This is a genomic window from Arthrobacter sp. MAHUQ-56 (genome assembly GCF_019710585.1).
Classification (GTDB): Bacteria; Actinomycetota; Actinomycetes; order Actinomycetales; family Micrococcaceae; genus Arthrobacter.
This window is the reverse complement of sequence record NZ_JAIFZQ010000018.1, coordinates 1-25,156: the sequence shown is the minus strand read 5'-3', so window position 1 is coordinate 25,156 and position 25,156 is coordinate 1. Positions and strand designations below refer to the sequence as shown.

26 protein-coding genes, 2 tRNA genes, 1 other RNA gene and 1 pseudogene are annotated in these 25,156 nt (G+C 66.1%); 13 read left to right on the top strand and 17 right to left on the bottom strand.

The window, feature by feature from the left end; all coding sequences use genetic code 11:
• Positions 1-67: 67 nt before the first annotated feature.
• Positions 68-1,168, top strand: a complete 1,101-nt coding sequence (locus tag K4G53_RS11300) for a LacI family DNA-binding transcriptional regulator (RefSeq protein ID WP_221385809.1) — start codon at positions 68-70, stop codon at positions 1,166-1,168.
• Positions 1,168-1,914, top strand: coding sequence for an alpha/beta hydrolase (locus K4G53_RS11295; RefSeq protein WP_221385946.1), 747 nt, complete (start codon positions 1,168-1,170; stop codon positions 1,912-1,914). The genes K4G53_RS11300 and K4G53_RS11295 overlap by 1 nt, the downstream gene beginning before the upstream one ends.
• Here the strand turns inward: K4G53_RS11295 and K4G53_RS11290 are convergent.
• A complete protein-coding gene (locus K4G53_RS11290; protein ID WP_221385808.1) occupies positions 1,909-2,808 on the bottom strand; it encodes an aldose 1-epimerase family protein in 900 nt (299 codons plus the stop codon). The genes K4G53_RS11295 and K4G53_RS11290 overlap by 6 nt on opposite strands.
• 79 nt (positions 2,809-2,887) lie before the next feature.
• Here K4G53_RS11290 and K4G53_RS11285 point away from each other — a divergent pair, with 79 nt between their 5' ends.
• Entirely contained in the window at positions 2,888-3,595 is a 708-nt protein-coding gene (locus tag K4G53_RS11285; RefSeq protein WP_221385807.1) for a DNA alkylation repair protein, read from the top strand.
• Between the two features lie 9 nt (positions 3,596-3,604).
• Here the strand turns inward: K4G53_RS11285 and mptB are convergent, their stop codons facing one another.
• Complete coding sequence (gene mptB / locus K4G53_RS11280; protein WP_221385806.1) at positions 3,605-5,161, bottom strand: polyprenol phosphomannose-dependent alpha 1,6 mannosyltransferase MptB; 1,557 nt, start codon at positions 5,159-5,161, stop codon at positions 3,605-3,607.
• Between the two features lie 140 nt (positions 5,162-5,301).
• Between mptB and orn the strand changes: the two genes are divergently transcribed.
• The 3 genes from orn to def all read left to right on the top strand — a co-directional run bounded on the left by orn (position 5,302) and on the right by def (position 6,804).
• Complete coding sequence (gene orn, locus K4G53_RS11275) at positions 5,302-5,919, top strand: oligoribonuclease (protein WP_221385805.1); 618 nt, start codon at positions 5,302-5,304, stop codon at positions 5,917-5,919.
• Between the two features lie 128 nt (positions 5,920-6,047).
• Positions 6,048-6,120 (top strand) — tRNA-His (locus K4G53_RS11270).
• A gap of 111 nt (positions 6,121-6,231) precedes the next feature.
• On the top strand, positions 6,232-6,804 hold the full coding sequence (def, locus tag K4G53_RS11265; protein ID WP_221385804.1) for a peptide deformylase: 573 nt from the start codon (positions 6,232-6,234) through the stop codon (positions 6,802-6,804).
• Between the two features lie 39 nt (positions 6,805-6,843).
• Here def and K4G53_RS11260 read toward each other — a convergent pair whose 3' ends face one another.
• The 5 genes from K4G53_RS11260 to rnpB form a co-directional block, all read right to left on the bottom strand.
• Positions 6,844-7,641 (bottom strand): HNH endonuclease family protein, encoded by a 798-nt coding sequence (locus K4G53_RS11260; protein WP_221385803.1) that lies wholly within the window; start codon positions 7,639-7,641, stop codon positions 6,844-6,846.
• 108 nt (positions 7,642-7,749) lie between these two features.
• Positions 7,750-7,959, bottom strand: coding sequence for a hypothetical protein (locus K4G53_RS11255; protein ID WP_221385802.1), 210 nt, complete (start codon positions 7,957-7,959; stop codon positions 7,750-7,752).
• A 65-nt stretch (positions 7,960-8,024) separates the two neighbouring features.
• On the bottom strand, positions 8,025-9,503 hold the full coding sequence (locus K4G53_RS11250; RefSeq protein ID WP_221385801.1) for a glyceraldehyde-3-phosphate dehydrogenase: 1,479 nt from the start codon (positions 9,501-9,503) through the stop codon (positions 8,025-8,027).
• Between the two features lie 256 nt (positions 9,504-9,759).
• Positions 9,760-10,275: a TspO/MBR family protein gene (locus K4G53_RS11245; protein WP_308287866.1), complete on the bottom strand. Its 516-nt coding sequence runs from the start codon at positions 10,273-10,275 to the stop codon at positions 9,760-9,762.
• An 89-nt stretch (positions 10,276-10,364) separates the two neighbouring features.
• Positions 10,365-10,754, bottom strand: an RNA gene (gene rnpB, locus K4G53_RS11240) — RNase P RNA component class A.
• A gap of 57 nt (positions 10,755-10,811) precedes the next feature.
• On the opposite strand from rnpB, the gene K4G53_RS11235 reads away from it, so the two are divergent.
• Positions 10,812-11,576, top strand: a complete 765-nt coding sequence (locus K4G53_RS11235) for a YaaA family protein (protein WP_221385799.1) — start codon at positions 10,812-10,814, stop codon at positions 11,574-11,576.
• Positions 11,577-11,585: 9 nt separating this feature from the next.
• Here K4G53_RS11235 and K4G53_RS11230 read toward each other — a convergent pair whose 3' ends face one another.
• The gene (locus K4G53_RS11230; protein WP_221385798.1) at positions 11,586-12,323 is read right to left on the bottom strand and encodes a zinc ribbon domain-containing protein; all 738 of its coding nucleotides are present in this window, start codon (positions 12,321-12,323) and stop codon (positions 11,586-11,588) included.
• 102 nt (positions 12,324-12,425) lie between these two features.
• Positions 12,426-13,358 carry a Nif3-like dinuclear metal center hexameric protein gene (locus K4G53_RS11225; RefSeq protein WP_221385797.1) on the bottom strand — a complete coding sequence of 311 codons (933 nt, stop codon included), beginning with the start codon at positions 13,356-13,358 and terminating at the stop codon, positions 12,426-12,428.
• Positions 13,359-13,457: 99 nt separating this feature from the next.
• On the opposite strand from K4G53_RS11225, the gene msrA reads away from it, so the two are divergent.
• From msrA to epsC, 3 genes are all read left to right on the top strand, one after another.
• A complete protein-coding gene (gene msrA / locus K4G53_RS11220) occupies positions 13,458-13,982 on the top strand; it encodes a peptide-methionine (S)-S-oxide reductase MsrA (protein WP_221385796.1) in 525 nt (174 codons plus the stop codon).
• A gap of 64 nt (positions 13,983-14,046) precedes the next feature.
• Positions 14,047-14,982 (top strand): cysteine synthase A, encoded by a 936-nt coding sequence (gene cysK, locus K4G53_RS11215; RefSeq protein WP_221385795.1) that lies wholly within the window; start codon positions 14,047-14,049, stop codon positions 14,980-14,982.
• Between the two features lie 41 nt (positions 14,983-15,023).
• Positions 15,024-15,608 carry a serine O-acetyltransferase EpsC gene (gene epsC, locus K4G53_RS11210; protein ID WP_221385794.1) on the top strand — a complete coding sequence of 195 codons (585 nt, stop codon included), beginning with the start codon at positions 15,024-15,026 and terminating at the stop codon, positions 15,606-15,608.
• A gap of 107 nt (positions 15,609-15,715) precedes the next feature.
• On the opposite strand, the gene gndA is transcribed toward epsC, so the two are convergent.
• The gene (gene gndA / locus K4G53_RS11205; protein WP_221385793.1) at positions 15,716-17,152 is read right to left on the bottom strand and encodes an NADP-dependent phosphogluconate dehydrogenase; all 1,437 of its coding nucleotides are present in this window, start codon (positions 17,150-17,152) and stop codon (positions 15,716-15,718) included.
• Between the two features lie 199 nt (positions 17,153-17,351).
• On the opposite strand from gndA, the gene K4G53_RS11200 reads away from it, so the two are divergent.
• Positions 17,352-18,077 (top strand): FadR/GntR family transcriptional regulator, encoded by a 726-nt coding sequence (locus tag K4G53_RS11200; protein ID WP_221385792.1) that lies wholly within the window; start codon positions 17,352-17,354, stop codon positions 18,075-18,077.
• A 49-nt stretch (positions 18,078-18,126) separates the two neighbouring features.
• A complete protein-coding gene (locus K4G53_RS11195; RefSeq protein WP_221385791.1) occupies positions 18,127-19,191 on the top strand; it encodes a D-2-hydroxyacid dehydrogenase in 1,065 nt (354 codons plus the stop codon).
• An 84-nt stretch (positions 19,192-19,275) separates the two neighbouring features.
• On the opposite strand, the gene K4G53_RS11190 is transcribed toward K4G53_RS11195, so the two are convergent.
• The 7 genes from K4G53_RS11190 to K4G53_RS11160 form a co-directional block, all read right to left on the bottom strand.
• Positions 19,276-20,622, bottom strand: a complete 1,347-nt coding sequence (locus K4G53_RS11190; protein ID WP_221385790.1) for an MFS transporter — start codon at positions 20,620-20,622, stop codon at positions 19,276-19,278.
• Positions 20,623-20,771: 149 nt separating this feature from the next.
• Positions 20,772-21,572, bottom strand: a complete 801-nt coding sequence (locus K4G53_RS11185) for an IclR family transcriptional regulator (RefSeq protein ID WP_221385789.1) — start codon at positions 21,570-21,572, stop codon at positions 20,772-20,774.
• A 241-nt stretch (positions 21,573-21,813) separates the two neighbouring features.
• Positions 21,814-22,104, bottom strand: a complete 291-nt coding sequence (locus K4G53_RS11180) for a hypothetical protein (RefSeq protein WP_221385788.1) — start codon at positions 22,102-22,104, stop codon at positions 21,814-21,816.
• Positions 22,105-22,217: 113 nt separating this feature from the next.
• Positions 22,218-22,290 (bottom strand) — tRNA-Val (locus K4G53_RS11175).
• A 99-nt stretch (positions 22,291-22,389) separates the two neighbouring features.
• Positions 22,390-23,310: an NAD-dependent protein deacetylase gene (locus K4G53_RS11170; RefSeq protein ID WP_221385787.1), complete on the bottom strand. Its 921-nt coding sequence runs from the start codon at positions 23,308-23,310 to the stop codon at positions 22,390-22,392.
• Positions 23,311-23,317: 7 nt separating this feature from the next.
• Entirely contained in the window at positions 23,318-23,812 is a 495-nt protein-coding gene (locus tag K4G53_RS11165) for a peroxiredoxin (protein WP_221385786.1), read from the bottom strand.
• On the bottom strand, positions 23,809-24,228 hold the full coding sequence (locus K4G53_RS11160; RefSeq protein WP_221385785.1) for a DUF3052 domain-containing protein: 420 nt from the start codon (positions 24,226-24,228) through the stop codon (positions 23,809-23,811). The genes K4G53_RS11165 and K4G53_RS11160 overlap by 4 nt, the downstream gene beginning before the upstream one ends.
• A gap of 426 nt (positions 24,229-24,654) precedes the next feature.
• Between K4G53_RS11160 and K4G53_RS11155 the strand changes: the two are divergent.
• Positions 24,655-25,156 (top strand): annotated as a pseudogene (locus K4G53_RS11155) (pyruvate dehydrogenase (acetyl-transferring), homodimeric type); the annotation flags it as partial.

Here is a 25,156-nt window from a genome sequence, read left to right as displayed (position 1 = left end):
CCGAAAAGTCGTGCCGGCTGCCATAATGTGCTTACGTTCGATCCCCTACTGACAACCAGGAGATGGCATGGCCGCAAGTACCCTTACCGAGGTGGCCCGCCTGGCGGGGGTGTCCCCCGCCACGGCGTCGCGCGTGCTGAACGGCTCCGCGCGCAAGCCCGGCCCGGACATCGCGGAGCGGGTCCGGCAGGCGGCGGAGTCCCTGGGCTATGTCCCCAACGCGCAGGCGCAAGGGCTGGCGAAATCCAGTTCGGGGTTGATCGGCTTGATCGTGCACGACATCGCCGACCCCTATTTCTCCGCCATTGCCAGGGGGGTGCAGGAGGCTGCGCGGGAACAGCGCAAAATGGTGCTGCTTGCCACCACCGGAGGAGGCCCGGCCGAGGAGAAGGAGGCGGTGGCGGCATTTGCCGCCCGCCGCGCCGACTCGATCGTGATCGCCGGGTCCCGCTCGCGCCGCCCCGGGGACACGGAGGGCAATGCCGAACTCGCCGCGGAACTGGACCGGTACTGCCGCAACGGGGGCCGCGTGGCCGTGGTGGGCCACCCCGTGGTGGGTGCCACCGCACCGGAGGGGTACCACGTGGTGCAGGTTCCCAACCAGGAACTCGCCGGACAACTGGCGACCGAGTTGGCGAAGGACTGGGACGGAAAGTTTGTCATCATCGGCGGCCCTGAGGGACTTTTCACGTCGGATGACCGGATCCGCGGCTTCCAGGAAGGCCTCGAGCGGGCAGGGCGGCAGCCGGCCGAGGTGCTGCGCAACTCGTTCAACCGGACCGGCGGCTTTGAGGCGGGTCTCCAGTTGGCGGCCCGGATCAAAGCCGAGCAGTCCGAAGGCGGGGAGCATACGAAACTGTGCATCTTTGCCGTCAACGACGTCATGGCGATCGGCGCTGCGGCAGCGCTGCGGGCCGAAGGACTGCGCATCCCCCGCGATGCGGCCATCGCCGGCTTCGACGACATCGAAACACTCCGCGACTTCCGGCCTGCCCTCTCCACCGTCCGCCTGCCGCTGGAAGAGATTGGCCGGATTGCCACCCGTGCCACCGGGCGGCCCGGGGGCCACAGTGCAGACCAGGACAAGGACCATGACCAGGAGTTGGAGCCCGCCGGTACGATCCGTGGCGAGGTGACTCTGCGCCGCAGCACCGAGGTGGCGGCGTGATGGAACCGCGCGGACTGTCTGCCGTTCCGGCACGTACAGCAGCCCCAGGTCCCCGTCCGGCCATCCTTGTCCTGCCTGGCGGCGGATACGCGCGCCAGGCCGGCCACGAGGCTGAGCCGGTAGCGGAATGGCTGGCCTCGCTGGGCCTGCATGCGTTCGTGCTGCGCTACCGCGTTGCCCCGGACCGGCACCCGGCGCCCCTCGAGGACGCCAAAAAGGCCATGCTGCACATCCGCAGCGGCCGGCACGGGCTCGCCGTTGACCAAGGCCGGGTGGGCGTCCTGGGGTTCTCCGCCGGCGGACACCTGGCAGCCACACTGTCTACCGGAGTTGCCACCGGAAGTCCTGGCCTGGATGTCGCCGCCGCCGTCCCGGACCTTTCCGTGCTCTGCTACCCCGTGGTGTCCTTCACCGGAAACGTCCACCCGGGCTCGGTGGACAACCTGCTTGGCGACGCGCCGCCGTCGAACCTTCTCACGGCTCTGTCAGCCGAGCTGCACGTCACGGCCCGCACCCCGCCGGCATTCATCTGGCACACCGCCGATGACGAGGCGGTGCCCGTAAGCCACAGCCTCGCCTACGCCGGAGCCCTGTGCGGGGCCGGGGTGGCAGCTGAGCTGCACGTCTTCCCGGAGGGGCGCCATGGCCTGGGCCTGGCAGGTGGCGAGCCAGGGCCCGGGCAATGGCCGGCGCTGTGCGCGGCCTGGCTGGAGCGGGCGGGGTGGGTGCAAGCCCTTAGTTCATAGCGCCCGAATGGTCCACGCCGCTGAGTGGGACTGGCCGGGCTGCAGGTGGATCAGATCGGTCCCTGAATGCAGTGCGTCCGGCGGGCAGGTCATGGGTTCGACGGCCAACCCGAGCCGGTCCGGGCCGATGGGCTTGTCCCCCGTGTGCACCTGGACCCAGCGCCACTCCGCCCCCCATTCCAGCTCCACGCCTGTACCTGATGGATCCAGCACCCGCACCCGCGCCAGTCCGGCAGCGTCGCGTGAGATGTCAGTAAAGGCGTGATCGATTTCGACCGGTCCCAGGCGGCGCGGCGAACGGAAGTCGAAAGCGTCCCCCTCCACCTTCCGCAATCCCACCGGGAGCAGCCGGTCCGGCGTGACCTCCAGATACGTATTCGCGGGAAGTTCCAGCGACCAGTCATCCAGGGGGGACGGACCAGCCACCACATAGGGATGCGGGCATACTCCGTACGGCGCGGAAACGGAGCCTGTGTTAACCGCCCGCACCGTCCCATGGAGTCCGTCGTCCGAGAGGGCGTACGTGACCGTGAGGTCAAGGGTGCCAGGGTAATCGGGGCCGGACGGTATGCGGCAGCGCAGGACCGCCCGGTCAGCGGCCGCCTCCTGGACCTCCCATGGGAGGTGAATCGCCAGGCCATGGAGGGCGGACCTCCGTTCGGGCTCATTGACGGCGGCGGCATAGGACTTGCCCGCATAGGTATAGGTGCCGTCAGCGAGGCGGTTGGGCCACGGCGCGCAGATGACGCCCCGGTAGTCGGGCACTGCACCTTCCGCCCCAAACCCCACAACAAGGTTCCGGTCCCCGAAGCGCAGTTCACGGAGCGCTCCGCCCCGGACGGTGACGACGGCGGAGTAGCGTCCGTGGGTAAGGTGGACTTCAGTTCCGGTCATGGGTTCCCTCTGGCTCAGAATGTGTTAGCGCTCACCAGCGTACCGCACGCCTTGCGCCGATACTGGCTAAAGTGGCCGCATGGAAACGGCCGCCGACCAGGACCTCGTTGACGCGGTCCGGAGTGCGCTGCGGGACCTCGCCGATCCGGAACGGGCCGCCGGCGCGCAGGCCTACATGAAGTCCTCACTTCCCTTTCTCGGTGTCCGGGTTCCCGCCGTGCGCCAGACCGTGGCCCGGGCCTCCCGGCAGTTTCCGCCGGCCTCCGCCGCACAGCTCCGCGCCACTGTGCTGGAACTATGGCGCACGGCGGCTTTCCGCGAGGAGCGGTACGCGGCCATCGACCTGACGGACCACAGGCTGGCAGCCCGGGACCTGGAGATGCTGCCGGTATACGAGGAGATTATCCGGACCGGCGCGTGGTGGGACCTCGTGGACGGCGTGTCCGGCCGGATCTGCGGCCTGTTGCAGGCACACCCGGCGGAAATGTCCCGGATCCTCCGGCGGTGGAGCCTGGATCCGGATCAGTGGGTCCGAAGGGCGTCCATCACGTCGCAGCTTCGGGCGAAGAAGGCGACGGACCCGTTGCTGCTGGCGGCCGTCATCGAACCGAACCTCCCGGACCGGGGGTTCTTCATCCGGAAGGCGATCGGGTGGGCCCTGCGGGAGTATGCCAAGACGGCACCGGAGTGGGTTGAGGCATTCGTTGCCCGGCATGCGGCCACCATGAGTCCGCTGTCGCGAAGGGAAGCCCTCCGGCGGCCGGCGGCCACACCTGCAACGGAATAAGGGGGACGCCTAGATAACGGGACGTTCGACGACGGGCTCGTGCGTCTTGCGGAAAAGCCGGCGGGTGCGGGGGTCCCAGAAGATCAGGTACAGGGCGAACAACAGGGCGGTCACCGCGGCGGCAATCCGCGCCAGGGCAAGCGCGAAGCCCAGGTCCTGGGTCTGCAGGTACGGGAAGACGTCCAGCTGGTCCGAGATGGCGTAGATCATGAAGAAGGACACAATGAAATACAGCGCCTTGACCTGCCAGTCGTTGCGGATGCCCGTGACGGCGAAGAGCGGGATCAGCCACACCACATACCAGGCCTGGATGATAGGGGCCAGCAGGACCACGGCGGCCAGGCCGAGGGCCAGGCGGCGCATCAACCGGTCGTATTCCCCCCTGAACATCTGCCAGGCGACGACGCCCACGGCCAGCAGCTTGCCGGCGTCAAACACCCACCCGGCAGGCACCGACCCGTCCAGTCCGAAGGCGTTGGCCAGCGAGCCCACCACCATGCCGATCAGGCCTACGGGGGCGTACCAGATGGAGATGCTGCCCGGAGCCGACAGCCCGTTGATCCAGCCGAATCCGAATCCGTTGACCAGGCTAAGAGCCGCCAGGACACCGAGGCTCAGGGCGGCGGTCAGGGCCCAGAACACGCCCTTTCGCACCCAGCCGGCGTCCTTTCCGGCCCACAGGAGCCCGATGAACGGCAGGAAGAGGATCGTGATGGGCTTGACCGCAATGGAGAGCGTCACCAGCAGGATGCCACGGATGGGGCGGTGCGTCGCGGAGTAGTACAGCCCGGCCAGCGCGAGTCCGATCATGAGGGAGTCGTTGTGCACGCTGGCAATGAAATTGGTCAGGAAAAGCGGGTTGGCCACCGTCAGCCAGAGGGCCCGGTGCGGGTTGACACCGTGCAGCTCCGCGAGGCGGGGCACGTAGATCACGCAGAGCACCACGCCCGCCAGTGCCACAAGCCGGAACAGCATGATGCTCGCCTCGGGCTGGACATTGGTCAGCCACACCACGAACTGCTCGATCCACAGGAACAGCTGCCCGTACGGCACCGGGGCTTCGGTCCACATCTTGTCCGCGCCCAGCTGGAAGTAGTTGGAGAGGGCGGAGATGCCGTTTTCGTAGGGATTGAAGCCCTCGACCATCAAACGGCCCTGGCCGATATAGGCGTATACGTCGCGGCTGAACAGGGGCACGCAGAACATCATGGGCAATCCCCAGGCCACCACCGCGGCAAGGGTAGCCCGCCGGGCCTGCAGGCCCCACACCCGGACCTTCTGGCCCAGCCGCAGCCAGGCGCGCACCAGCAGCATGCCCCCCACTGCCAGCAACACGATCGACAAGGCGACGCCGGGCGCTTCAGTGCGCATCCAGATGAAGAGGGGCATGCGGCGCAGTTCCGAAACGGGGGCCAGCCAGCCAACGCCGATGGAACCGAAAAGCATGAAAAGGGAACCGAGGAAGCCGGCAAGCAAGGACGAGCGGGGATTGTCCACTTCGGCACCCCTTGCGCCGGGGATACCGTCCGCCGCCATCTCCCCCGCTGCGGGCACAGGCGCCGTCATCTCAGGATTGTCCAATCTTCTTGCGTTACCGCGTCACGTCCCGTTGTCCGGGGCACGCTCCAAGGCGGAGGGCGACCCGCCGCGTACCCGAAATCCTAGCATCGGCCGGTGGCCGGAGGCTGTAAAGGTACGCTGGTCCGGTGCCTATAACTAACGAACGAATTGTCTGGATCGACTGCGAAATGACCGGTCTGGACATCAAGAACGACGCCCTCATCGAGGTCGCAGCCTTGGTCACGGACTCGGAACTGAACATCCTGGGTGACGGCGTCGACGTAGTGATCAAACCCGACGACGCGGCAGTGGCCCAGATGTCCGACTTCGTCCGTGACATGCACACCAAGTCCGGCCTGCTTGCCGAACTTCCGCACGGCAAGACCATGGCCGAGGCCGAGGCCGCCGTGATGGAGTACATCTCCGCCTGGGTTCCGGACCCCCGGAAGGCCCCGTTGGGTGGCAACTCCGTTGGCACGGACCGTGTGTTCCTCTCCCGCGACATGCCCGCCGTCGTCGAGCACCTCCACTACCGGGTGATCGATGTCAGCACCATCAAGGAACTCTCCCGCCGCTGGTTCGCGCGCGCCTACTTCCAGTCCCCGGCGAAAAAGGGCGGCCACCGCGCCCTCGGCGATATCAAGGACTCCATCGACGAACTCCGCTACTACCGTGAAGCGGTGTTCGTGCCGGCGCCCGGACCCGACAGTGCTGCCGCCCAGAAGATCGCCAGGCGCATCACCGGCGGGGATGCCGGAGCGTAATCTGCGCCACGTTTGCAGGAAATTTGGTGGAAATCGCCAAAAGTGGACAAAGCACCCCTTTCGAGCAGGTAAGCTATTTGAGTTGCGTTTCCAGGGAGCCGGTTGAACGGCCTTCCTTGAAGCTCATGGTGGGCGTAGCTCAGTTGGCAGAGCGCCTGGTTGTGGTCCAGGAGGTCGCGGGTTCAACCCCCGTCGCTCACCCTCACAGGGCGGCACATGCAGCCGTCAAGAAGGAGGCCGCACCGGATATCCGGTGCGGCCTCCTTTGTCATGCATCACTTTTTGCACTGGATACCTCCGGAGGGCTGCGAGATGACCGTTCTGCCGATCACCATCTGGGGTGAACCCGTCCTGCACCGGCGGGCCGCCGAGGTGGAGGTTTTCGACGACGAACTCCGCACCCTGATTGCCGACATGTTCGAGACCAACGACGCCGCCAACGGCGTGGGTCTCGCGGCTCCCCAGATTGGGGTGGGCAAACGCATCTTTGTCTACAAATATGCCAATGACGACGGAGCTCCCCCCACGGGCGTGCTGGTCAATCCCGTGCTGACCCTGTCCAAGGTCTCCGGCGCTGCCCCCGACCCGGATGAAGAGGAAGAGGGCTGCCTGTCCTTCCCCGGGGAACAGTTCCCGCTCAAACGCGCCGAGTGGGCGCGCGTGGAGGGGTTTGACGGCTTTGGCCGGCCAGTGAAGTTCGAGGCCACCGGCTGGTTTGCCAGGGTCATCCAGCACGAGTACGACCATCTCGACGGCAAGCTGTACGTCAACAGGCTGATTGACCGCTACGCCCGCAAAGCAAAGAAGCAGGCAAAGAAGAACGGCTGGGGCGTGCCGGGGCTGACCTGGCTGCCGGGCGTCGACCCTGACCCGTTCGGCCACTGACCATCCGCGGCGGGGGTCGGCATGTACTGATGGTTGGCGTCAGCGCGTACTGATGGTTGGCTGCTCCGGGCAGGAGGAGAGGACCCGCTTCATGGCGTCCTTTTCCGCTTCCGTGACCCACAGTCCGTAGGCGGCCTTCACCGAAATCTGGCGGGCCACGTAATGGCAGCGGATCGCGGTGTTCTTCGGCAGCCACGTAGCAGCATCGCCCGAGCTTTTTTGCTGGTTCGCCGGACCATCAACGGCAATGAGGTTCAGCGGATCGTTGGCCAGGCTCTGCCGGTCCTTGGCAGCGAGCCCCTGCGCGCCCTTCTGCCAGGCATCGCCCAGGGCCACCACATGGTCGATCTGCACCGCGCGGCTGCTCTCTGAGCCGCGCCGGAAGTCCACCGCCTGGCCTGTATAGGGCTCCCTGAAATGCCCCGCTGTCACCCTGCAGCGCGATCCTTCCGCGAACACCACATCCGCGAGGTCCCGCCGCAGGATGTCATTGCGGGTGTCGCAGCCGTTGCGGTCAACATCCAGCCAGGCCTGGCCGAATGCCTCACGGTCGTAGCCGGTGTTCGCAGCCCGGCCCTTCACGGCCAGCCTGTCCAGCGCGGAGAGTGCCGGACCGGCGGGAACCGCATGCGGTTGCGCCACCGGTTTCATCCAGGCGGGGTCGATGACCGGCGCCTCTGTGGGCGCGTCCGGCGCAGGTCCGGCGGCGGCGAACTGGCCGGCGGTGAAAAACCAGAAGACGGCGGCGAGTACTGCTGCCGCGCACGTTGCGAGGACAGCCCAGGCCTGGCGGGAACGCCGGCGTGCACGGCGGTAGGCGGACCAGCTGATGCTCATGCGGCCAGGGGGCGGGAGTCAGGCATCCCATGAGCCTAGGACACAGGATGTGCCAGGCCGCCGATATCCACACTGTTGAGGACGAGTGATGGATCACACCCTGCCCTGCTATTGCTCGCGCATGACCCTTCGCAGGTCTTCCTCGGCGATGGCCAGGAGCCCCTCAAGCTGGCGGACCCGGTCCTCGGTGACATCGCCGGTCTTCTGCGCGGCCCGGGCACGCTCAAGCAGCCGGACGGCTTCCTTGTGGTTGGCCTTGGCTACGTCGAGTGCGTGTTCCAGGGTGGTCTCGTGCTGAAGCGTCGATTCGTTGTCCATGGGAACAGTGTGGTCCCCTTTCCCGGCTGATTCCAGAGAACCAGCCGGGAATTCGCTGGAACGTGCTAGACGGCGATAGCTGCGAGCGCCGAAGCCGTTTCCTTCGCGGGGAACGACGGCGGGTTCACGCCGGCCATTTCCTCCATGACGCGGACCACCTGGCAGCTGTAGCCGAACTCGTTGTCGTACCAGACGTAGAGGACCAGGTTCTTGTCCGCGGATACGGTGGCGAGGCCATCGACGATGCCGGCGCGGCGGGAGCCCACGAAGTCGGTGGAGACCACCTCGGGAGAGTCGATGTAGTCGATCTGCTTGCGCAGGTCGGAGTGCAGCGACATTTCCCGCAGGTAGTTGTTGACCTCGTCCTTGGTGGTGCCGTTTTCCAGGCTGAGGTTCAGGATGGCCAGGGAGACGTCCGGGGTGGGGACGCGGATGGAGCTGCCGGTCAGCTTGCCCAGGAGTTCGGGGAGGGCCTTGGCCACCGCCTTGGCGGCGCCGGTCTCGGTGATCACCATGTTCAGGGCGGCGGAGCGGCCGCGGCGGTCGCCCTTGTGGAAGTTGTCGATCAGGTTCTGATCGTTGGTGAAGGAGTGGACGGTTTCCACGTGGCCGTGGACCACGCCGAACTTGTCGTTGATGGCCTTCAGGACCGGAGTGATGGCGTTGGTGGTGCAGGACGCAGCGGAGACGATCGTGTCACTGTCCTCGATGTCCCGGTGGTTGATGCCGTGGACGATGTTTTTCAGCTCGCCCTTGCCCGGTGCAGTCAGCAGCACCCGTGCAACACCCTTGCTCTGCAGGTGCTGGGAGAGGCCTTCGGCATCGCGCCAGCGGCCGGTGTTGTCCACCACCAGCGCGTTGTTGATGCCGTAGGCGGTGTAGTCGATCGTGGCGGGATCATTGGAGTAGATGACCTGGATCCGGACGCCGTTGGCCGTGATGGTGTTGGCCGCCTCGTCGATCCGGATGGTGCCCTCGAAGGAACCGTGGACGGAGTCCCGGCGGAGCAGGCTGGCGCGCTTGGAAAGGTCGTTGTCGGATCCGCGGCGTACCACGATGGCGCGCAGGCGCAGGCCGTGCCCACCACCGGCCTTTTCGATGAGGAGGCGCGCCAGCAGGCGGCCGATCCGGCCAAAGCCGTAGAGCACGACGTCGGTGCTGGTGCGCTCGTCTCCGCCGCGCTTGCCGACGATCTCGGCGAGCTCGCCGCGGAGGAACTCTTCGAGGGAGGCGCCGTTGCCTTCCTCCTTGAATTTCTGGTTCAGCCGGGCGATGTCGATGGCGGCCGCACCCAGTTCAAGGCCGGCCAAGGTGTTCAGCAGGGGTGCTGTTTCCTCCAGGAGCAGCTCGTCCTTGCTCATCCGGCGCGCAAAACGGTGCGCCTTGAGGATGTTCATGGTGGACTTGTTGATCAGGCTCCGGCCGTGGATGCTGGTCACCACGTTGTTTTCGCGGTACAGCCTGCCGATCACCGGGATCATGGCCTCGGCGAGGGCCTCCCGGCCCATCCACGTGTCAAGGCAAGAATCAGACGTCTGGCTCACAGAAATACCTTCCTCGGTTCAGCCGTGTACGTCCTCGTACACAGATGTAGGCCACCTGATGATGTCCAGGGGCACCGGCGCCTGCAGGGGTCGGCCCCCAGGCACCTGGATCGCTGCAAAGAAAAACCGCCGGTTGCGAACGCAATTCCCGGCGGAAGAACTCCTGCGTCCTTCCACTATTCTAATTTGGCCCGCACCCCGGAACAGGACCGTATCGCGTGAAATCACTCACACAGCCCCCACCGGATGCGGGCTCTCAGTTGTGGAGTGCCGAATAGAGGTTCAGGCTGGCGGAGAAGACCACCCAGGAGAGATACGGCAGCACCAGGAGCCCGGCGCCGGCACTGGCGGGGCCGAAACGCAGGACCAGGAATGCCAGGGAAACGGCCAGGGCGCAGATCACGGCGAACGCCGCCCATAAAGCGGCCGTTCCCAGGATCGGGAAGAGGCCAAAGAAAGTCGCCGGCCAGGCGGCGTTGAGCAGGAGCTGGGCTGTGTAACCGGCCAGGGTGCCGCCAACCATCGCTCCCCTGCGCCAGACCAGCCACGCGGCGACGGCAACACCGGCATACAGGGCCATCCACATCGAGCGGAACATCCAGCCCGGCGGCATCCAGGGTGCGTTGGCGGCAGCAGCGAACCAGCCGCCAAGATTCAGGATGATGGGGATGGAGGCAAGCGCCCATGCCGCCGCGGAAAGGGCCAGGAAGCCGATGAAGGCGACGGCCTGGAGGCCGTGCGACGGGAGCTGCGGATGGACTTCTGCGGTCACGGTCGGGGGGTCGGTGTTTACGGCCACGGTCCAGCATCCCCAACCCGCAGTGTCAGGTCAAACCGGGATGCCGGCTTGACCCGGGTGTGCGGATGGGACAGCCGGTACGCCGGGTTCTGTTCCCCCGTCCCGTTACCGGAACGGGGGCGACGGCCATCCATCTACGAGTACCGTTGCCGGCACCCTCCAGCGGCCTACCCGGACACTTGGGCGGGCAGCCCTCAAACGTGTCCTGTCTGGCCTTGCTCCGGGTGGGGTTTACCTAGCCTTCCCGGTCACCCGGGAAGCTGGTGGTCTCTTACACCACCGTTTCACCCTTACCCGCGCTCCCCTGTCCGGGGACGGGGAAGGCGGGCGGTCTGTTTTCTGTGGCACTGGCCTGCGGGTTACCCCGAGTGGGCGTTACCCACCACCCTGCCCTGTGGAGCCCGGACGTTCCTCGAGCCACCTGCGTGGCGCGCGGCCGTCTGGCTGTCCCATCCGCCATCCAGTCTACCGGCGCCGGAGGCGATCCCTGTCGCCGGTAGGATCGGACGGTGCTGATTCTGCTTCCCCCTTCCGAAGGCAAGACACCCGCAGTCCGGGGATCCGCCGTCGACTGGCCGTCACTGAGCTTCCCCCAGCTGAACGCGTACCGCGCAAAAGTCCTGGACGCCCTGGGCACGGTGAGTGCGCACGAGGATGCCCTCGCGCTGCTGGGCGTGGGGGCTTCGCTGAAGGACGACGTCGAACGCAACACCCGCCTGCACGCAGAACCGGCCGCCCCGGCACACCGCATCTACTCCGGCGTCCTCTATGACGCCCTGGGCTACCAGTCCCTGACGCAGACCCAGCGGCGCAAGGCGGACGAGTGCGTGCTGGTGGTTTCAGCGCTCTGGGGCGCCATCCGCCTCGGGGACAGCGTGCCCGCGTACAGGCTGTCCATGGGGACCCCGCTGCCCGACGTCGGGCGGCTTGCCACGTTCTGGAAGCCGCAGCTCACCGATGCGCTCAGGGAGGCTGTGTCCGGCCACCTGCTGGTGGACTGCCGGTCCACCACCTATGCGGCGGCGTGGGCTCCGCCGGCGGAGCAGACCGTGACGGTCAACGTCTTCACGGAGGCAGGCGGGGTGCGCAAGGTGGTCAGCCATTTCGCCAAGCACACCCGCGGCGAACTCGCGCGGCACCTGCTGGCGCGCCGCGGAAAGGTGCCCGCAACGCCGTCGGACGTGCTGAAGGCTGCGCGGGAGAAATGGGACGCGGAGCTGGTGCCGGGGTCCGCGCGAAAGCCGCACGCCCTGAACATCATCCTGCCGGGCTGACCTTGCGGCTCAGGACCATTCGTCCGAGCGGACCAGGATAGCGCCGGAGTCAGGGCAAAAGACGACGTCGTCCGCCGCGGCCGTCTTGATCTCCGCCAGGTCGCCGGGGCTCAGTTTCATGCCCGACGCCTCGGAGGTGCCATGGAAGAGCCGGGCCGCACCCACGCCGCGCCTGGCCAGGGTCTTTTCGTAGACGGCCAGCAGGCCGGCGTCCAGGCCCCGGGCGAATTCGTTGCGCCTGTCCTGGACGCCCCGGGCCTCGGCGTCAACCTCTGCCAGCGCGGCGTCAAGCTCCCCGCGGATGCCGGCGAAGGAACCCTGGATGTCATCGACGATCCGCTGCTGGGTGGCCTGCCGCTCCCGCAGCGTGTCCAGCCGCTCCAGGACCTCCAGTTCCACATCCTCCAGGTCCGAGCGCCGCTTGGTCAGCGAGGCGATGTCCTTCTGCAGCGCCACGAGGTCCTTCGACAGGCCGGTGCCGCTGTTCAGCCGCGCCTCGTCGCGTTCGATGCGGGAAGCAACCTGCTCGACGTCGGCCTCCGCCCGCTTCAGTTCGGCCTCGGCATCGTGCACAGCCACCTTCGCCGCGCCCAGTTCGCCGTTGGCGACTGACAGGGCGGCCTCAAGGTCCTTGATCCGGGGGTCGTTTTCCAGCGTGCGGCGGCGGGTGGCGAGGGCTTTCAGGCTGGCGTCCAGGCCCTGCAGTTCGAGCAACTTCAACTGTTCCGCCGGTGCTGCCTTGGCCACTGTTACCTCCGCTTGAGACCTGCCGGCCGGGGCCGGGCGCCTGACCGGCGCTTCCTAGACTCTAGCGCGTGTCCTGTTCCCCTGCCTCGCCGTGCCCCGGGGTTAGCCCGGGGTCAGGATGAAGTCCCAGGGGTCGCTGTTGGTGGTGCTGACCTGGATCTCAACGTCATGGCCCTGGTCCGCCAGCACATTGCCGAGTGCTGCCGCGGCGGCCGGCAGCCAGAGCCATTCGCTGGCGAAGTGCGAGACATCCACCAGGTAGGGCCGGCCGTTGAGGGCAGCTTCGCGTGCCTCGGAAGCGGGATGGTGCCGGAGGTCGGCGGTGACATAGACGTCTGCGTTGCTGGCCCGGACCTCGCTGAACAATGAATCGCCGGCCCCGCCGCAGACGGCGATGCGCCGCACGAGGCCGTCCTTGTCGCCCGAGACGCGCACTCCCCCGGCCACGGATGGGAGGATCCCGAACACCCTGGCGGCGAAGTCGCCCAGGCTCATGGCGTCCGCCAGGTCCCCGACGCGCCCGATGCCCTCTTCCGGCAGCCCGTTGGCGGACACGGCCAGCGGTGCAACGTCCTGGAGGCCCAGGGCGTCGGCAAGGACGTCGGAGACGCCCCCGACGGCGGAGTCCCCGTTGGTGTGCACGGTGAGCAGTGCTGTTCCCGACTCGATCAGCCGGTGCACCGCGCGGCCCTTCGCGGTTGTGGCGGCAACGGATGTGACCCCCTTCAACAGCAGCGGGTGGTGGGTGATGAGCAGTTCGGCGCCCCATTCCACCGCTTCCTCGATCACCTCCAGCGTGGGATCGACCGCGAACATGACCTTGGTCACCGGAGCAGCGGGATGGCCTGCCACCAGGCCCACCTCGTCCCAGTTCTCGGCCAGGGACTCGGGCCAGAGTTCCTCCACGGCGAGGAGCAGTTCGCCCAGCGTGGGCGCGCCCATGCCGGCGGCCGGGCCGCCGGAGGAGCCGCCGGCGTCGTGATCTTCGGCGTCGTGATCTGCCGGGCCGGTAACGTCGGTGTCCACAGGTTCCATAGTCTTAGTTTTACCCCATCGCCCTTGCGCCGCCTTATGTTGCCCGTCCGGGCACCGGCGCCCGGGAATCATCCGACGCCGCCAACCATTGAAGAGGTCATGAAAACTTTTGTTCTTGGCGGAGGCTGCTTCTGGTGCCTTGACGCCGTCTACCAGAAGACCAGGGGCGTCAGCTCAGTGGTGTCCGGCTACACCGGCGGCCACGATCCCCAGCCTGACTACTACTCCGTCTGCAGCGGAACCACCGGGCACGCGGAAGTGGTGGCGGTGACCTTCGATGAGGAGGTCATTCCGTCCGAGGTCATCCTTGACATGTTCTTCGCCCTGCACGACCCCACGACCCTGAACCGCCAAGGATACGACGTCGGCACGCAGTACCGCTCGTCCATGTTCTACGAGACCACGGAGGAGAAGATCCTGTTCGAGGAGGCCATCGAACGGAACCAGGCGCTGTGGGCGCATCCGATCGTCACGGAAGTCAGCCGGCTGCCCCGGTTCCACGTGGCCGAGGAGTTCCACCAGAACTACTACGCAAAGCACCCGGAGCAGGGGTACTGCCAGGTGATCATCAACCCCAAGCTCGCCAAGGCGCGGAAATATTACTCTGCATGGCTTAACGCTTAGCCACCGTTACGCGGCCTCGTTAGGCTGACCTCAGTATTCACCCTTCAGAGATAGGCGTATGTACATGGCACGGATCTATGACGATGTAACGCAGCTGGTAGGCGGAACCCCGCTGGTCAGGCTCAACCGGCTCAGCGAGGGCCTGGGCGCCACCGTCGCCGTCAAGCTGGAGTTCTACAACCCGGCCAACAGCGTCAAGGACCGCATCGGCGTTGCCATCATCGACGCCGCGGAAAAGTCCGGGGCCCTCAAGCCCGGCGGAACCATCGTCGAAGGCACCTCGGGCAACACCGGCATCGCGCTGGCCATGGTGGGTGCTGCCCGCGGCTACAAGGTCATCCTCACCATGCCGGAGACCATGTCCACCGAACGCCGGGTCATGCTGCGCGCCTTTGGTGCCGAAATTGTGCTGACCCCGGGTTCGGAAGGCATGCGAGGCGCGGTCGAAAAGGCCCAGGAGATCGTTGCCAACACGGAGAACTCCATCTGGGCGCAGCAGTTCGCCAACGAGGCCAACCCGGAGATCCACCGCAAGACCACCGCTGAGGAGGTCTGGGCTGACACCGACGGCGAGGTTGACATCTTTGTCTCCGGCATCGGCACCGGCGGGACCATCACCGGCGTCGGGCAGGTGCTGAAGGAACGCAAGCCGGGCGTCCAGATCGTGGCCGTGGAGCCCAAGGATTCCCCGATCCTCAACGGCGGCGCCCCCGGCCCGCACAAGATCCAGGGCCTGGGTGCCAACTTCATTCCGGAACTGCTCGACACCAACGTCTATGACGAGGTCCTGGATGCCACCCTCGAGGACTCCGTCCGCGTGGCCCGGGAGCTTGGCGTCAAGGAAGGCATCCTGGGCGGCATCTCCTCCGGCGCCATCGTCTGGGGTGCCCTGGAGCTGGCAAAGCGTCCGGAAAACGCCGGCAAGCTGATCGTCGCGGTGGTCTGCGACTTCGGCGAGCGTTACATCTCCACCGTGCTCTATGACGACATCCGCGGCTGATTCCAAGCCGTCCTCCGCCCGTTTCCTGTAGAAAGAACTTTGTGGGCTTTTTCGCAAGACTGAAGGAAGACCTCGACGCCGCCCGGTCCCACGACCCGGCGGCTCGAGGTTCTTTTGAGAACTTTTTCGCCTATTCCGGCCTGCACGCCATCTGGATCCACCGGCTGACGCACCGGATGTGGCAGAACCCGGCGCTCCGGTTCCCGGCACGGCTCCTGTCGCAGCTGGGGCGCTCCTGGACCGGCATCGAGATCCACCCCGGCGCCACCATCGGCAGGCGGTTCTTCATCGACCACGGCATGGGCGTGGTCATCGGCGAGACAGCCGAGATCGGTGAAGACGTCATGATGTATCACGGCGTGACGCTCGGCGGCCGGTCGCTGGCGCGGATCAAGCGCCACCCCACCATCGAAGACCGCGTGACCATCGGCGCGGGCGCCAAAATCCTGGGCCCCATCACCATCGGCCGTGACAGCGCCGTCGGAGCCAATGCCGTAGTGGTCAAGGACGCCCCGCCGGAATCGATCGTCACGGGCGTTCCCGCCAAGTGGCGCCACAGGGATGCGCAGCGGGAGACCAAACCCGCCGTCGACCCGGCCGAGTACGACATCGAATACCGCATCTGACACCTGGCCGCGGGCCGCTTCGCCGCAGCCACCGCCAGCCATGCAAAAGGCGGGCAGTTCCCGGATTTTCCGGGAACTGCCCGCCTTTCGTGCTGCTGCTGCAGGTCCTAGTGGGTGTCCACCGCTGCGATTTCGGACTTGTCCTCGCCCCAGAGGGTGTGGAACGTGCCCTCGGCGTCAACGCGGCCGTACGTGTGGGCGCCGAACAGGTCGCGCTGGCCCTGGATCAGGGCGGCGGCCACGCGCTTGCGGCGCAGGCCGTCGTAGTAGGCCAGGGAGGAAGAGAAAACCGGCACCGGGATGCCGAGCTGCACCGCCGTGGCAACCACGCGGCGCCATGCCGGCAGGGCCTCGGCAATCGCCTTGGTGAAGGCGGGGGCGAACAGCAGGTTGGCCGGCTTTTCGTCCGCGGCGTAAGCCTTGGTGATGTCCTTGAGCAGTTCGGCGCGGATGATGCAGCCCGCACGCCACAGGGAAGCAATCTCGTCCAGCTTCAGGTCCCAGCCGTACTCCTTGGCTGCGGAGGTCAGCATGTCCAGGCCCTGGGCGTAGGAGACGAGCTTTGACGCGTACAGCGCCTGGCGGACGTCCTCCACGAAGGTTTCAGGGATTTCGACGGCGGATTCCCCGCCTTCGAGCAGTTCCTGGCCCAGCTTGCGCTGCGCAGCCTGCGAGGACAGCGCACGGGCGAAGACCGATTCGGCGATGCCGGAGACCGGGGAGCCCAGCTCAAGCGCGGAGATGACGGTCCAGCGGCCGGTGCCCTTCTGGCCCGCGGCGTCCACCACGACGTCGACGAACGGCTTGCCGGTCTTCGCGTCGACGTGGCCGAGGACTTCGGCGGAGATCTCGATCAGGAAGGACGACAGGTCGCCCTTGTTCCACTCGGTGAAGATCTTGGCCTGCTCGGCGGGTTCAATGCCGGCACCGGAGCGGAGCAGGTCGAAGGCCTCGCCGATGACCTGCATGTCGGCGTATTCGATGCCGTTGTGGACCATCTTGACGAAGTGGCCCGCGCCGTCGGTTCCGATCCATGCACAGCAGGGTTCGCCGTCGACTTTGGCGGAGATCTTTTCCAGCAGCGGGCCGAGGGCCTTGTAGGACTCCTTCGATCCGCCGGGCATGATGGACGGACCTTTCAGCGCGCCCTCCTCGCCGCCGGAGACGCCAACGCCCACGAAGTGCAGGTCCTTCTTGGCCAGCGCGGCCTCGCGGCGGCGGGTGTCCTCGTAGTGGGAGTTGCCGGCGTCGATGATGATGTCACCCGGCTCCAGGAGCGGCTCAAGCTGCTCGATGACGGAATCAACCGGCTTGCCGGCCTTGACCATGATGAGCACGCGGCGCGGCTTCTCCAGGGAGTCGACCAGTTCCTGCAGGCTTTCGGTCCGGATGAAGTCGCCCTCGGAGCCGTACTTCTCCAGCAGGGTGTCGGTCTTTTCCACCGACCGGTTGTGCAGGGCAACCGTGAAGCCGTTGCGGGCCAGGTTGCGGGCCAGGTTGGCGCCCATCACTGCGAGGCCGGTGACACCGATGTGTGCAGACATCAATAACTCCAATTCATTGTGTGCGACGGATGCTGCCTTCCACGGGCGGAAGACGCCGAGGCATATCAGGGGGTCGGAATAAAGCATATATATTCCGGCGGCGACTGGAAAGTAACGGCCGCGTAATGGAACTGTTTGTGTCGCGGCCAGTCTACGACCGCTGCCGCCCGGCATCGCCGCCCGCACTAGGCTTAGCAGCATGACCAGCAGCCTGCACCACCGTGCCATCGAGAACCTTGGCACCCGCATCATCTCGGGCGACCTTCCCGCTGGCCACATCATGCTCGCCGAACAGCTGGAGGACGAGCTGAAGGTATCCCGGTCCGTGGTCCGCGAAGCGGTGCGGGTCCTGCAGTCACTGGGGCTGGTGGAGACCACCAAACGGGTGGGCATCCGGGTATTGCCGCCGAGCCGGTGGAACCCCTTCGATCCGCAGGTCATCAGGTGGCGCCTGGCCAGCGACGCCCGAGGTGCCCAGCTGCGCTCCCTCGCGGAGCTGCGCGCCGCCGTCGAACCCGCCGCCGCTGAGCTCGCCGCGCAAAATGCCCCGGCGCCACTGCGGCTCGAGCTCGTCGACGTTGCCCGCGCCATGCGCGAAGCCGGCAACAACGGCGAGACCGCACGCTTCCTGGAACTGGACATCCGGTTCCATTCGCTGCTGCTCTCCGGGTCCGGCAACGAAATGTTCGCCAACCTCATGGGGCAGGTGGCTGAGACCCTGACGGGCCGGACCGTCCATGGCCTGATGCCGGACCACCCGCACCAGGCGGCGCTGCAGTGGCATGTGGACGTGGCAGAGGCGATCGCACGGGGCGACGCCGCGGCTGCACGGGAAGCTTCGGACCGCATCATGCGCCGGACCATGTCCCAGATGTCGGACACCTGGACCGAGCAGCCGCGGGTCTTCATTCCCGTGCACCACTGACCACAAGCCCCACGCCGCTGCCTGTTCAGTACTTTTGCCGCTATTCAGTATGATGAACAGCATGACTCCAATTACTACCGTGGCCATCGCCGTCCCGCTCGAGGCCGAGTTCGTGGACCAAATCCGCGCCGTGGACCCCTCCGTGACTGTCCTGTACGAGCCCGACCTGCTGCCGCCTGAGCGGTACCCCGCCGACCACGCGGGGGACCCCGCCTTCCAGCGGACCGCCGAACAGGAAGAGCGCTACTGGGACATGCTGAACAGCGCCCAGGTGCTGTACGGCTTCCCGAACGAGAGCCCGTCCGGGCTGGCGCGCGTCGCCGTCGAAAATGGACACCTGCAGTGGGTCCACGCGATGGCCGCCGGAGCAGGCGGAGCCGTGAAGGCCTCCGGATTGGACCAGGAGGTCCTGCAGAAATTCAAGGTCACCACCTCGGCCGGCGTCCACGCCCTGCCGCTGGCGGAGTTCGCGACCATGGGGATCCTCAACGGCTTCAAGCGCACGGCCGAGCTGGTGCGGGACCAGGAAGCCAAGGCCTGGCCCGCGCTCCGCACCCCGACCCGGCTGGCCAGCGGCTCACGGCTGGTGATTGCCGGCCTCGGAGAAATCGGCCTTGAAACAGCGCGCCTGGCCCGCGCCCTCGGCATGCAGGTCAGTGGAACCAAGCGCACGCTGGAGCCCCTGGAAGGCATCGCGGAAGTGGCCGGCAACGAAGCCCTGCCGCGCCTCCTGGCCACCGCCGACGCCGTGGTTAACACCCTTCCCGGAACGCCCTACACGGAGAACCTCTTCAACCGCGACGTCTTCGCCGCCATGAAGCCCGGCACCGTCTTCGTCAACGTGGGGCGGGGAACCGTGGTGGATGAGGAGGCGCTGCTGGAAGCACTGGACAACGGCCAGGTCTCCTACGCCTGCCTGGACGTCTTTGCCGTGGAGCCGCTCCCCCACGACAGCCCGCTGTGGAGCCACCCCAAGGTCCTGGTTTCTCCGCACACCTCCGCCTTGAGTGCAGCGGAAAACCGGCTGATTGCCGAAAGGTTCTGCAGCAACCTGCGCACCTTCCTGGACGGCGGCGAACTGCCGCACCTGGTGGACACAGTCCACTTCTACTGAGCCCCGCAGCTGACAGGCCCAGCGCCTGCCCAGCAGCAAAACGCCCGGCCGGAGTAAACCGGCCGGGCGTTTTAGTGAAAGCTGTCAGCTGGCGTCCTCGACCAGGACCAGGTCCCGGCCACCTGCTTCCGGAGTGAAGAAGGTGGTGAGGAACGAGATCAGCGCAAGCACCAATGAATACAGCGCGGGCACCAGCCAGGAGTGGTTCGTGGCGGCAAGGAGTGCGACGCCGATCATGGGGGCGAACCCGCCGGCGAGGACGGCGGAGATTTCCCGGCTCAGGGCAACACCGGTAAAGCGGTGCTGGGAACCGAAGAGTTCGGGCAACAGGGCGCACTGCGGACCAAGCATGGACTGTACGCCCAAAGCGATGCCCACCACCATGACCACCCAGACGAGCGCCACGTTGCCAAGCGTTACGAGGTAGAACGCCGGAAGCGCGATGACGGCCTGGAACAGTGCGCCATAACGGTACACGGGGACACGGCCGTAACGGTCGGACAGCGCACCAAAGGTAACCACCATGAGTGCAGCGAAGGCTGCGGCGATGAGGAGGCCGGTGGGGCCGATGAACTTGTCCCCGGCGAAGACGCCGGCAGGCATGCTGATGAACGACACCAGGAGGGCGGAGTAGATCGAGGAGTTACCGTTCTCCCCCATGCGCAGGCCGATGCCCACCAGGACGCTTTTCTTTGAATGCTTCCAGATCTGGCCGACAGGGTTCTTCACCACAGCCTGGTGCTTTTCCAGTTCCTGGAAGACGGGCGTCTCCTTCAGGCGCAGGCGGATGAATACCGCAATCACGATCAGGATAAAGCTGGCCAGGAACGGCACGCGCCACAGCCAGCCCTGCAGGACGGCCTTGTCGGCCAGGGCCATCAGCGCGAATGTTCCGGCCCCGAGCAGGGTACCCAGTTGGATGCCGACGAACGGCAGTGAAGCGAAGAAACCACGACGGCGGCGCGGCGCCACCTCGGAGATCAGGGTGGTTGCGCCTGCCTGCTCAGCACCGGCCCCCAGCCCCTGGATAATCCGCAGGGTCACCAGGAGGACCGCCCCGAGCATGCCGGCCTGTTCAAAAGTTGGCAGCAGGCCGATGGCAAAGCTGGCCATGCCCATCAGGCCGATCGTGAGGATCAGGACCATCTTGCGGCCGAACCGGTCCCCGACATGGCCGAAGACGATGCCGCCGAACGGCCGCGCCGCAAATCCCACACCATAGGTGGCAAAGGAGGCGATGACCGCTCCACTTTCGCCGAGCGGAGCGAAGAAGAGCGGCCCGAAGATCAGCGCCGACGCCAGGCCGTAGATATAAAAGTCGTAGTACTCCAGAGCGGAACCGACAGAGCTGGCAAGAGTTGCCCTTCGCAGCTGGTCCGGATCGACAGCGGTATCGTCGGCGGCCCGCGGTGCATTAGTACGAGTTGTCACAAGAACTCCCTCATCACGCGCCAGGCCCCCGTTGGCCTGGCAGGTCAGCGACAGCATCGACCATGCTGATCACTATGATGAACAGCGTACAGCAAGTTGAACGGGTGGCAAGTGACGGACCCGATATGTTGCCCGCGGCTTCTTCTCCGTTACGAACCCATGGGGTTGCCCAGCGAGTGGGCCAGTTCCCGCAGTTCCTTGACCATCTGCGCTCCCTGCTCCGGGGTGTACGTTGCCTTGAGTGCGGTGACGGACAGGCCCAGGCTGGGCCCGTGGGCGCCCCTGGTGGGAACGGCTACGCCCAGGCAAACCACGCCGGTGGTCGATTCCTCATCCTCGAAGGCGTAGCCCTGCTCCCGGATGACCTGAAGCTGGGCCTTGAGTTCACGGCCGGTGCGGAGGGACTTGGGTGTCATCACCGGAAGCTGCGCATCATCGGGGAACATGTCGTCAAGGTCGTGGTCCCGCAGCCTGGCGATCAGGGCCTTGCCCACGGCGCACAGGGACACAGGCATCTTGTCCCCGATGTTTGACGTCAGCCGGACGGCAGGATGGCCTTCGTACCGGGCGAGGTAGATGACGTTGGTACCGTCCAGCATGGCGATCCGGACGGTTTCACCTGACAGGGTGGGTGCCTGCTCGCAGTACCGATAGAACTCCTGGACCTCGTCCAGCCGGCTCAGGTAGGCGGCGCCCAGCTCCACGAGCTTGCGTCCCAGGGTGAATTCGGAACCCTGCCGGCTGATCAGGCGGGCCTCCTCCAGCGCGAGCAGCAGATTGGACGTGGAGGATTTGGGAATGCCAAGTTCGCGGGAGAGGTCGCTCAGGGTGAGCCTTCCGCCCGCCGAGGCGGCAAGGGCATCCAGCACGGCAGCGGCGCGGGTAACGGCCGGCGCCGGCGACGAGCTTCCCAGTCCGTCGGAAGAGCGGGTGGTGCGGGAATCGGCCATGATTCTCCTTCGGTAGGCGCCTGCGCTTGTGGTGCTGTCCATCCAGCTGAACACTAACCATGATAGTGGCGGGGCGAAGGCCTCCTGCGGCCGCGAAAGGCCAAGGGAGGCATGGGCGCGACATGAAACGGCGCGTGACTTTTTGTTTCCGGCGGTTCACGGTATATTCATCCCAGGCCCTTCACCGCGGCATCCCCCAATAGCCGCGGTGGAGGGTTTTCCAATGCCCGAAAGCCCTGGGTCACGCCGCGTTAACAGTCGATTCGCGGAGCCGCCAGCCGCCGCCGAGGCCGTCCCGCTGCAGGTACATCGTGGTGAGGGCGGACCTGCTGTTGCTTCCCAGCCTCACCTGCAACTGAAGGACTTCGACGTCCACCCTGCTGTTGCCCTTGGGCATCCTGCGGTTGGTCTCCCACCAGTTGACCCGCTCGAACCACCTGACCGGCTCGGCGCCCACAGACCATTGCCTGCCTTGGGCCAGTACCGCCGTCGGCATCCCATTGTTGTCAGTGCGCACTATGACGTGTTCCATGCCTGCAATCTAGGACAGGGGTCCGACAATCACGCCGGGCCCCCGGGGGCGACGGCGGACAAGCAAAAAACCCCGCTGTACCCGCGGGCAGCGGGACAACGGGGTGTTTCCTGTGGGTCCTACCGGGATCGAACCGATGACATCCACGGTGTAAACGTGGCGCTCTACCAGCTGAGCTAAAGACCCAAAATCTGTGGTTTCCGGCGATTCCCGCCGCAACCAACGAACATAGACTCTACCCGACGTCCGGCCCCAAACGCGAATCCGCACGAATGCCGGCAGCGGCTAGCGGGGCGGAAGTTCGCCTGCCAGGTAGGCGAGGGCCTGGCTGACCCCGGCTTCAAGCTTGATGGTGGCTTTGTCATCGCCGCGCGTGGCTCCCCTGTTGATGATGACGACGGGCTTGGCTTCCTTGGCGGCATGCCGGACGAACCTCAGCCCGCTCATCACCGTCAGCGACGAGCCTGCCACCACCAGTGCCGCCGCTTCATCCACCATGGCGTAGGACCGTTCCACCCTGTCCTTGGGAACGTTCTCGCCGAAGTAGACGAAATCAGGTTTGAGCGTCCCGCCGCAGGCGGGGCACACTGCAACCACGAAACTGCCGATGAGTTCCTGGTCCTCCACCGTTGAATCGGCATCCGGTGCCATTTCCACCAGGCCGCTGGCTGCTGCCCGCTCCAGGAACCCGGGGTTCAGTTCCTCCAACATGCCGGCCACCAGGCGGCGCGAATACGTCCGCCCGCAGTCCAGGCACACCACCTGGTCGTACCTGCCATGCAAATCCACGACGTTGGAGCTGCCCGCGTCCTGGTGCAGCCGGTCCACGTTCTGCGTGATGAGGCCGGTCAGGTAGCCGCGGCGCTCCAGTTCGGCGGCGGAGTAGTGGCCCTGGTTGGGGTCCGCGTGGCGGAGGTGGGACCAGCCGATGTGGTTCCTTGCCCAGTAGCGCTGCCGGTTGCCGGCCTCCCGCACGAACTCCTGGTAGGTCATGGGTGAGCGGGGCGGCGAGTCCGGGCCGCGGTAATCCGGGATGCCGGAATCCGTGCTGAGGCCGGCGCCGGTCAGCAGGGCAAAACGGGAGCCGGCAAGCAGGTCCCGGATCCGGACCAGCACCTCAAGGTCGCTGGCGGACGGCGGGTCCGGCACGACGGGCGGCAGGCTGGCAAACCCCGTAAGGCCTGTCCCCTGCCGCCGCCCAGCCACGGTTCCCTTAGGCCCGTTTCAGGCCGGCGAGGGCGGAGCGGTACTCGGCGAAGTCGCGGGCCTGGCCCCGGGGATTCACGACGCTGTAGCGGACCTTGCCCTCGGCATCAATGATGAAGGTGGCACGTTTTGCCATGCCGCTGTCTGCATCGAAGACGCCATAGGCCTCGGCGACACCACCGTGGGGCCAGAAGTCGGCGAGCAGATCAAAGCCGTAGCCCTCCTGTGCCGCGTAGGCCCGCAGGCTGAACTTGCTGTCCACCGACACTGCCAAAACCACGGCGTCGGCATCCTCGAAAGTGGCGAGGTTGTCCCGTATCTCGCAAAGTTCGCCGGTGCAGATGCCGGAAAAGGCAAATGGATAGAAGACCAGTGCCACATTCTGCCCGCGGAAGGACGACAGCCTGACCGGCTCACCGTACTGGTTGGCGAGCTCGAAGTCCGGTGCTGCCGACCCGAGGGCGGGAAGAGCTGCGGTAGCTGCCTCGACCGCTGCCGTCACTTGTTCTTCCTGCTGACCAGGCGGGTTGCGCTCCAGTCCTTGGAGACGCCGGCCGAAGTGGTGACGTGAAGGCCGGCGGTGGGAGCGGCCTCCTGGATGTCCGCGGGCGAGACGTACCCGTCCCTTCCGGACTTGGGGGTAAGAATCCAGACAACGCCCTTTTCACTGAGGGTGGTGAGGGAATCCACCAGGCTGTCCACCAGGTCCCCGTCGCCCTCGCGCCACCACAGGATGACGGCGTCAGCTACTTCGTGATCGTCCTCGTCCAGCATTTCCGAGCCGGTGAAGTCCTCAATATCGTCACGCAAGTCGAAGTCGACATCGTCGTCGTAACCGAACTCCTGAATCAGATCCCCATTCTTGAAACCCAATTTTTCCGCCACATTTACCGAAGTGGCGGCGTCGGCCTCGCTCACGTGTACCTCCAATACCTCATTTATGCGGTGTGCATAGTGATTTCCGTTACTCCCAAGCCAACACCCTTTGTGCCTGCGCTTCAAGCTGCCGCCCCCGGAACTGCGCATATTCTGCGTCACATCCGGTTCCGAAAGCCCTGCCGCAGCGGCTTTTCGTCACACACCAAGTATGACGAACGAAATACAACCGCAGGGTCCGGGCCGCGGCTACGCATCGTGTTGTGGTCAGGGCTAGAGTGGCTGGTGACAACTATGCCTGCGGACGACGACCTTGTGACTCCGCGCGGACATAGGAGCGCTAGGAAGCTGCCCGGCACACATGACCGGGCTGTTGTAACCGATACGTCGCACATGGCGTATGTACGCCGGGCAGTCACCCTGCCTGGCCTGAGTGCGCCGATTCATGCGCGCAAAGAGAGGTTGGACGTGGCTGCAGGAGAAGATACCTCCCATATCCTCAGCGGGTTGACTAACCAGCTGCCTGATCGTGATCCGGAAGAGACTGCCGAGTGGGTTGAGTCCCTGGATGCGTTGATCAGGGAACAGGGCACCGAGCGTGCCCAATACATCATGCGGAGCCTGCTGCAGCGCGCGGGCGCGCAGAGCGTCGGGGTGCCGATGGTGACCACCACGGATTACGTGAACACGATCCCGGTGGACCAGGAAGCCGAATTCCCCGGCAACGAGGAATACGAGCGCCGCTACCGGGCCTACATGCGGTGGAACGCCGCGGTCATGGTGCACCGGGCGCAGCGGCCCGACATCGGCGTTGGCGGGCACATCTCCACCTACGCCGGCGCGGCGACCCTCTACGAGGTCGGCTTCAACCACTTCTTCCGCGGCAAGGACGCCCCCGGCGGCGGGGACCAGGTGTTCTTCCAGGGCCACGCCTCCCCCGGCATGTACGCCCGGGCGTTCATGGAAGGCC

Coding starts and splice junctions, on each gene's coding strand:
- K4G53_RS11300 (WP_221385809.1), top strand. CDS start 68: ATGGCCGCAAGTACCCTTACCGAGGTGGCCCGCCTGGCGGGGGTGTCC.
- K4G53_RS11295 (WP_221385946.1), top strand. CDS start 1,168: ATGGAACCGCGCGGACTGTCTGCCGTTCCGGCACGTACAGCAGCCCCA.
- K4G53_RS11290 (WP_221385808.1), bottom strand. CDS start 2,808: ATGACCGGAACTGAAGTCCACCTTACCCACGGACGCTACTCCGCCGTC.
- K4G53_RS11285 (WP_221385807.1), top strand. CDS start 2,888: ATGGAAACGGCCGCCGACCAGGACCTCGTTGACGCGGTCCGGAGTGCG.
- mptB (WP_221385806.1), bottom strand. CDS start 5,161: ATGACGGCGCCTGTGCCCGCAGCGGGGGAGATGGCGGCGGACGGTATC.
- def (WP_221385804.1), top strand. CDS start 6,232: ATGACCGTTCTGCCGATCACCATCTGGGGTGAACCCGTCCTGCACCGG.
- K4G53_RS11260 (WP_221385803.1), bottom strand. CDS start 7,641: ATGAGCATCAGCTGGTCCGCCTACCGCCGTGCACGCCGGCGTTCCCGC.
- K4G53_RS11255 (WP_221385802.1), bottom strand. CDS start 7,959: ATGGACAACGAATCGACGCTTCAGCACGAGACCACCCTGGAACACGCA.
- K4G53_RS11225 (WP_221385797.1), bottom strand. CDS start 13,358: ATGGAACCTGTGGACACCGACGTTACCGGCCCGGCAGATCACGACGCC.
- msrA (WP_221385796.1), top strand. CDS start 13,458: ATGAAAACTTTTGTTCTTGGCGGAGGCTGCTTCTGGTGCCTTGACGCC.
- cysK (WP_221385795.1), top strand. CDS start 14,047: ATGGCACGGATCTATGACGATGTAACGCAGCTGGTAGGCGGAACCCCG.
- gndA (WP_221385793.1), bottom strand. CDS start 17,152: ATGTCTGCACACATCGGTGTCACCGGCCTCGCAGTGATGGGCGCCAAC.
- K4G53_RS11200 (WP_221385792.1), top strand. CDS start 17,352: ATGACCAGCAGCCTGCACCACCGTGCCATCGAGAACCTTGGCACCCGC.
- K4G53_RS11195 (WP_221385791.1), top strand. CDS start 18,127: ATGATGAACAGCATGACTCCAATTACTACCGTGGCCATCGCCGTCCCG.
- K4G53_RS11185 (WP_221385789.1), bottom strand. CDS start 21,572: ATGGCCGATTCCCGCACCACCCGCTCTTCCGACGGACTGGGAAGCTCG.
- K4G53_RS11180 (WP_221385788.1), bottom strand. CDS start 22,104: ATGGAACACGTCATAGTGCGCACTGACAACAATGGGATGCCGACGGCG.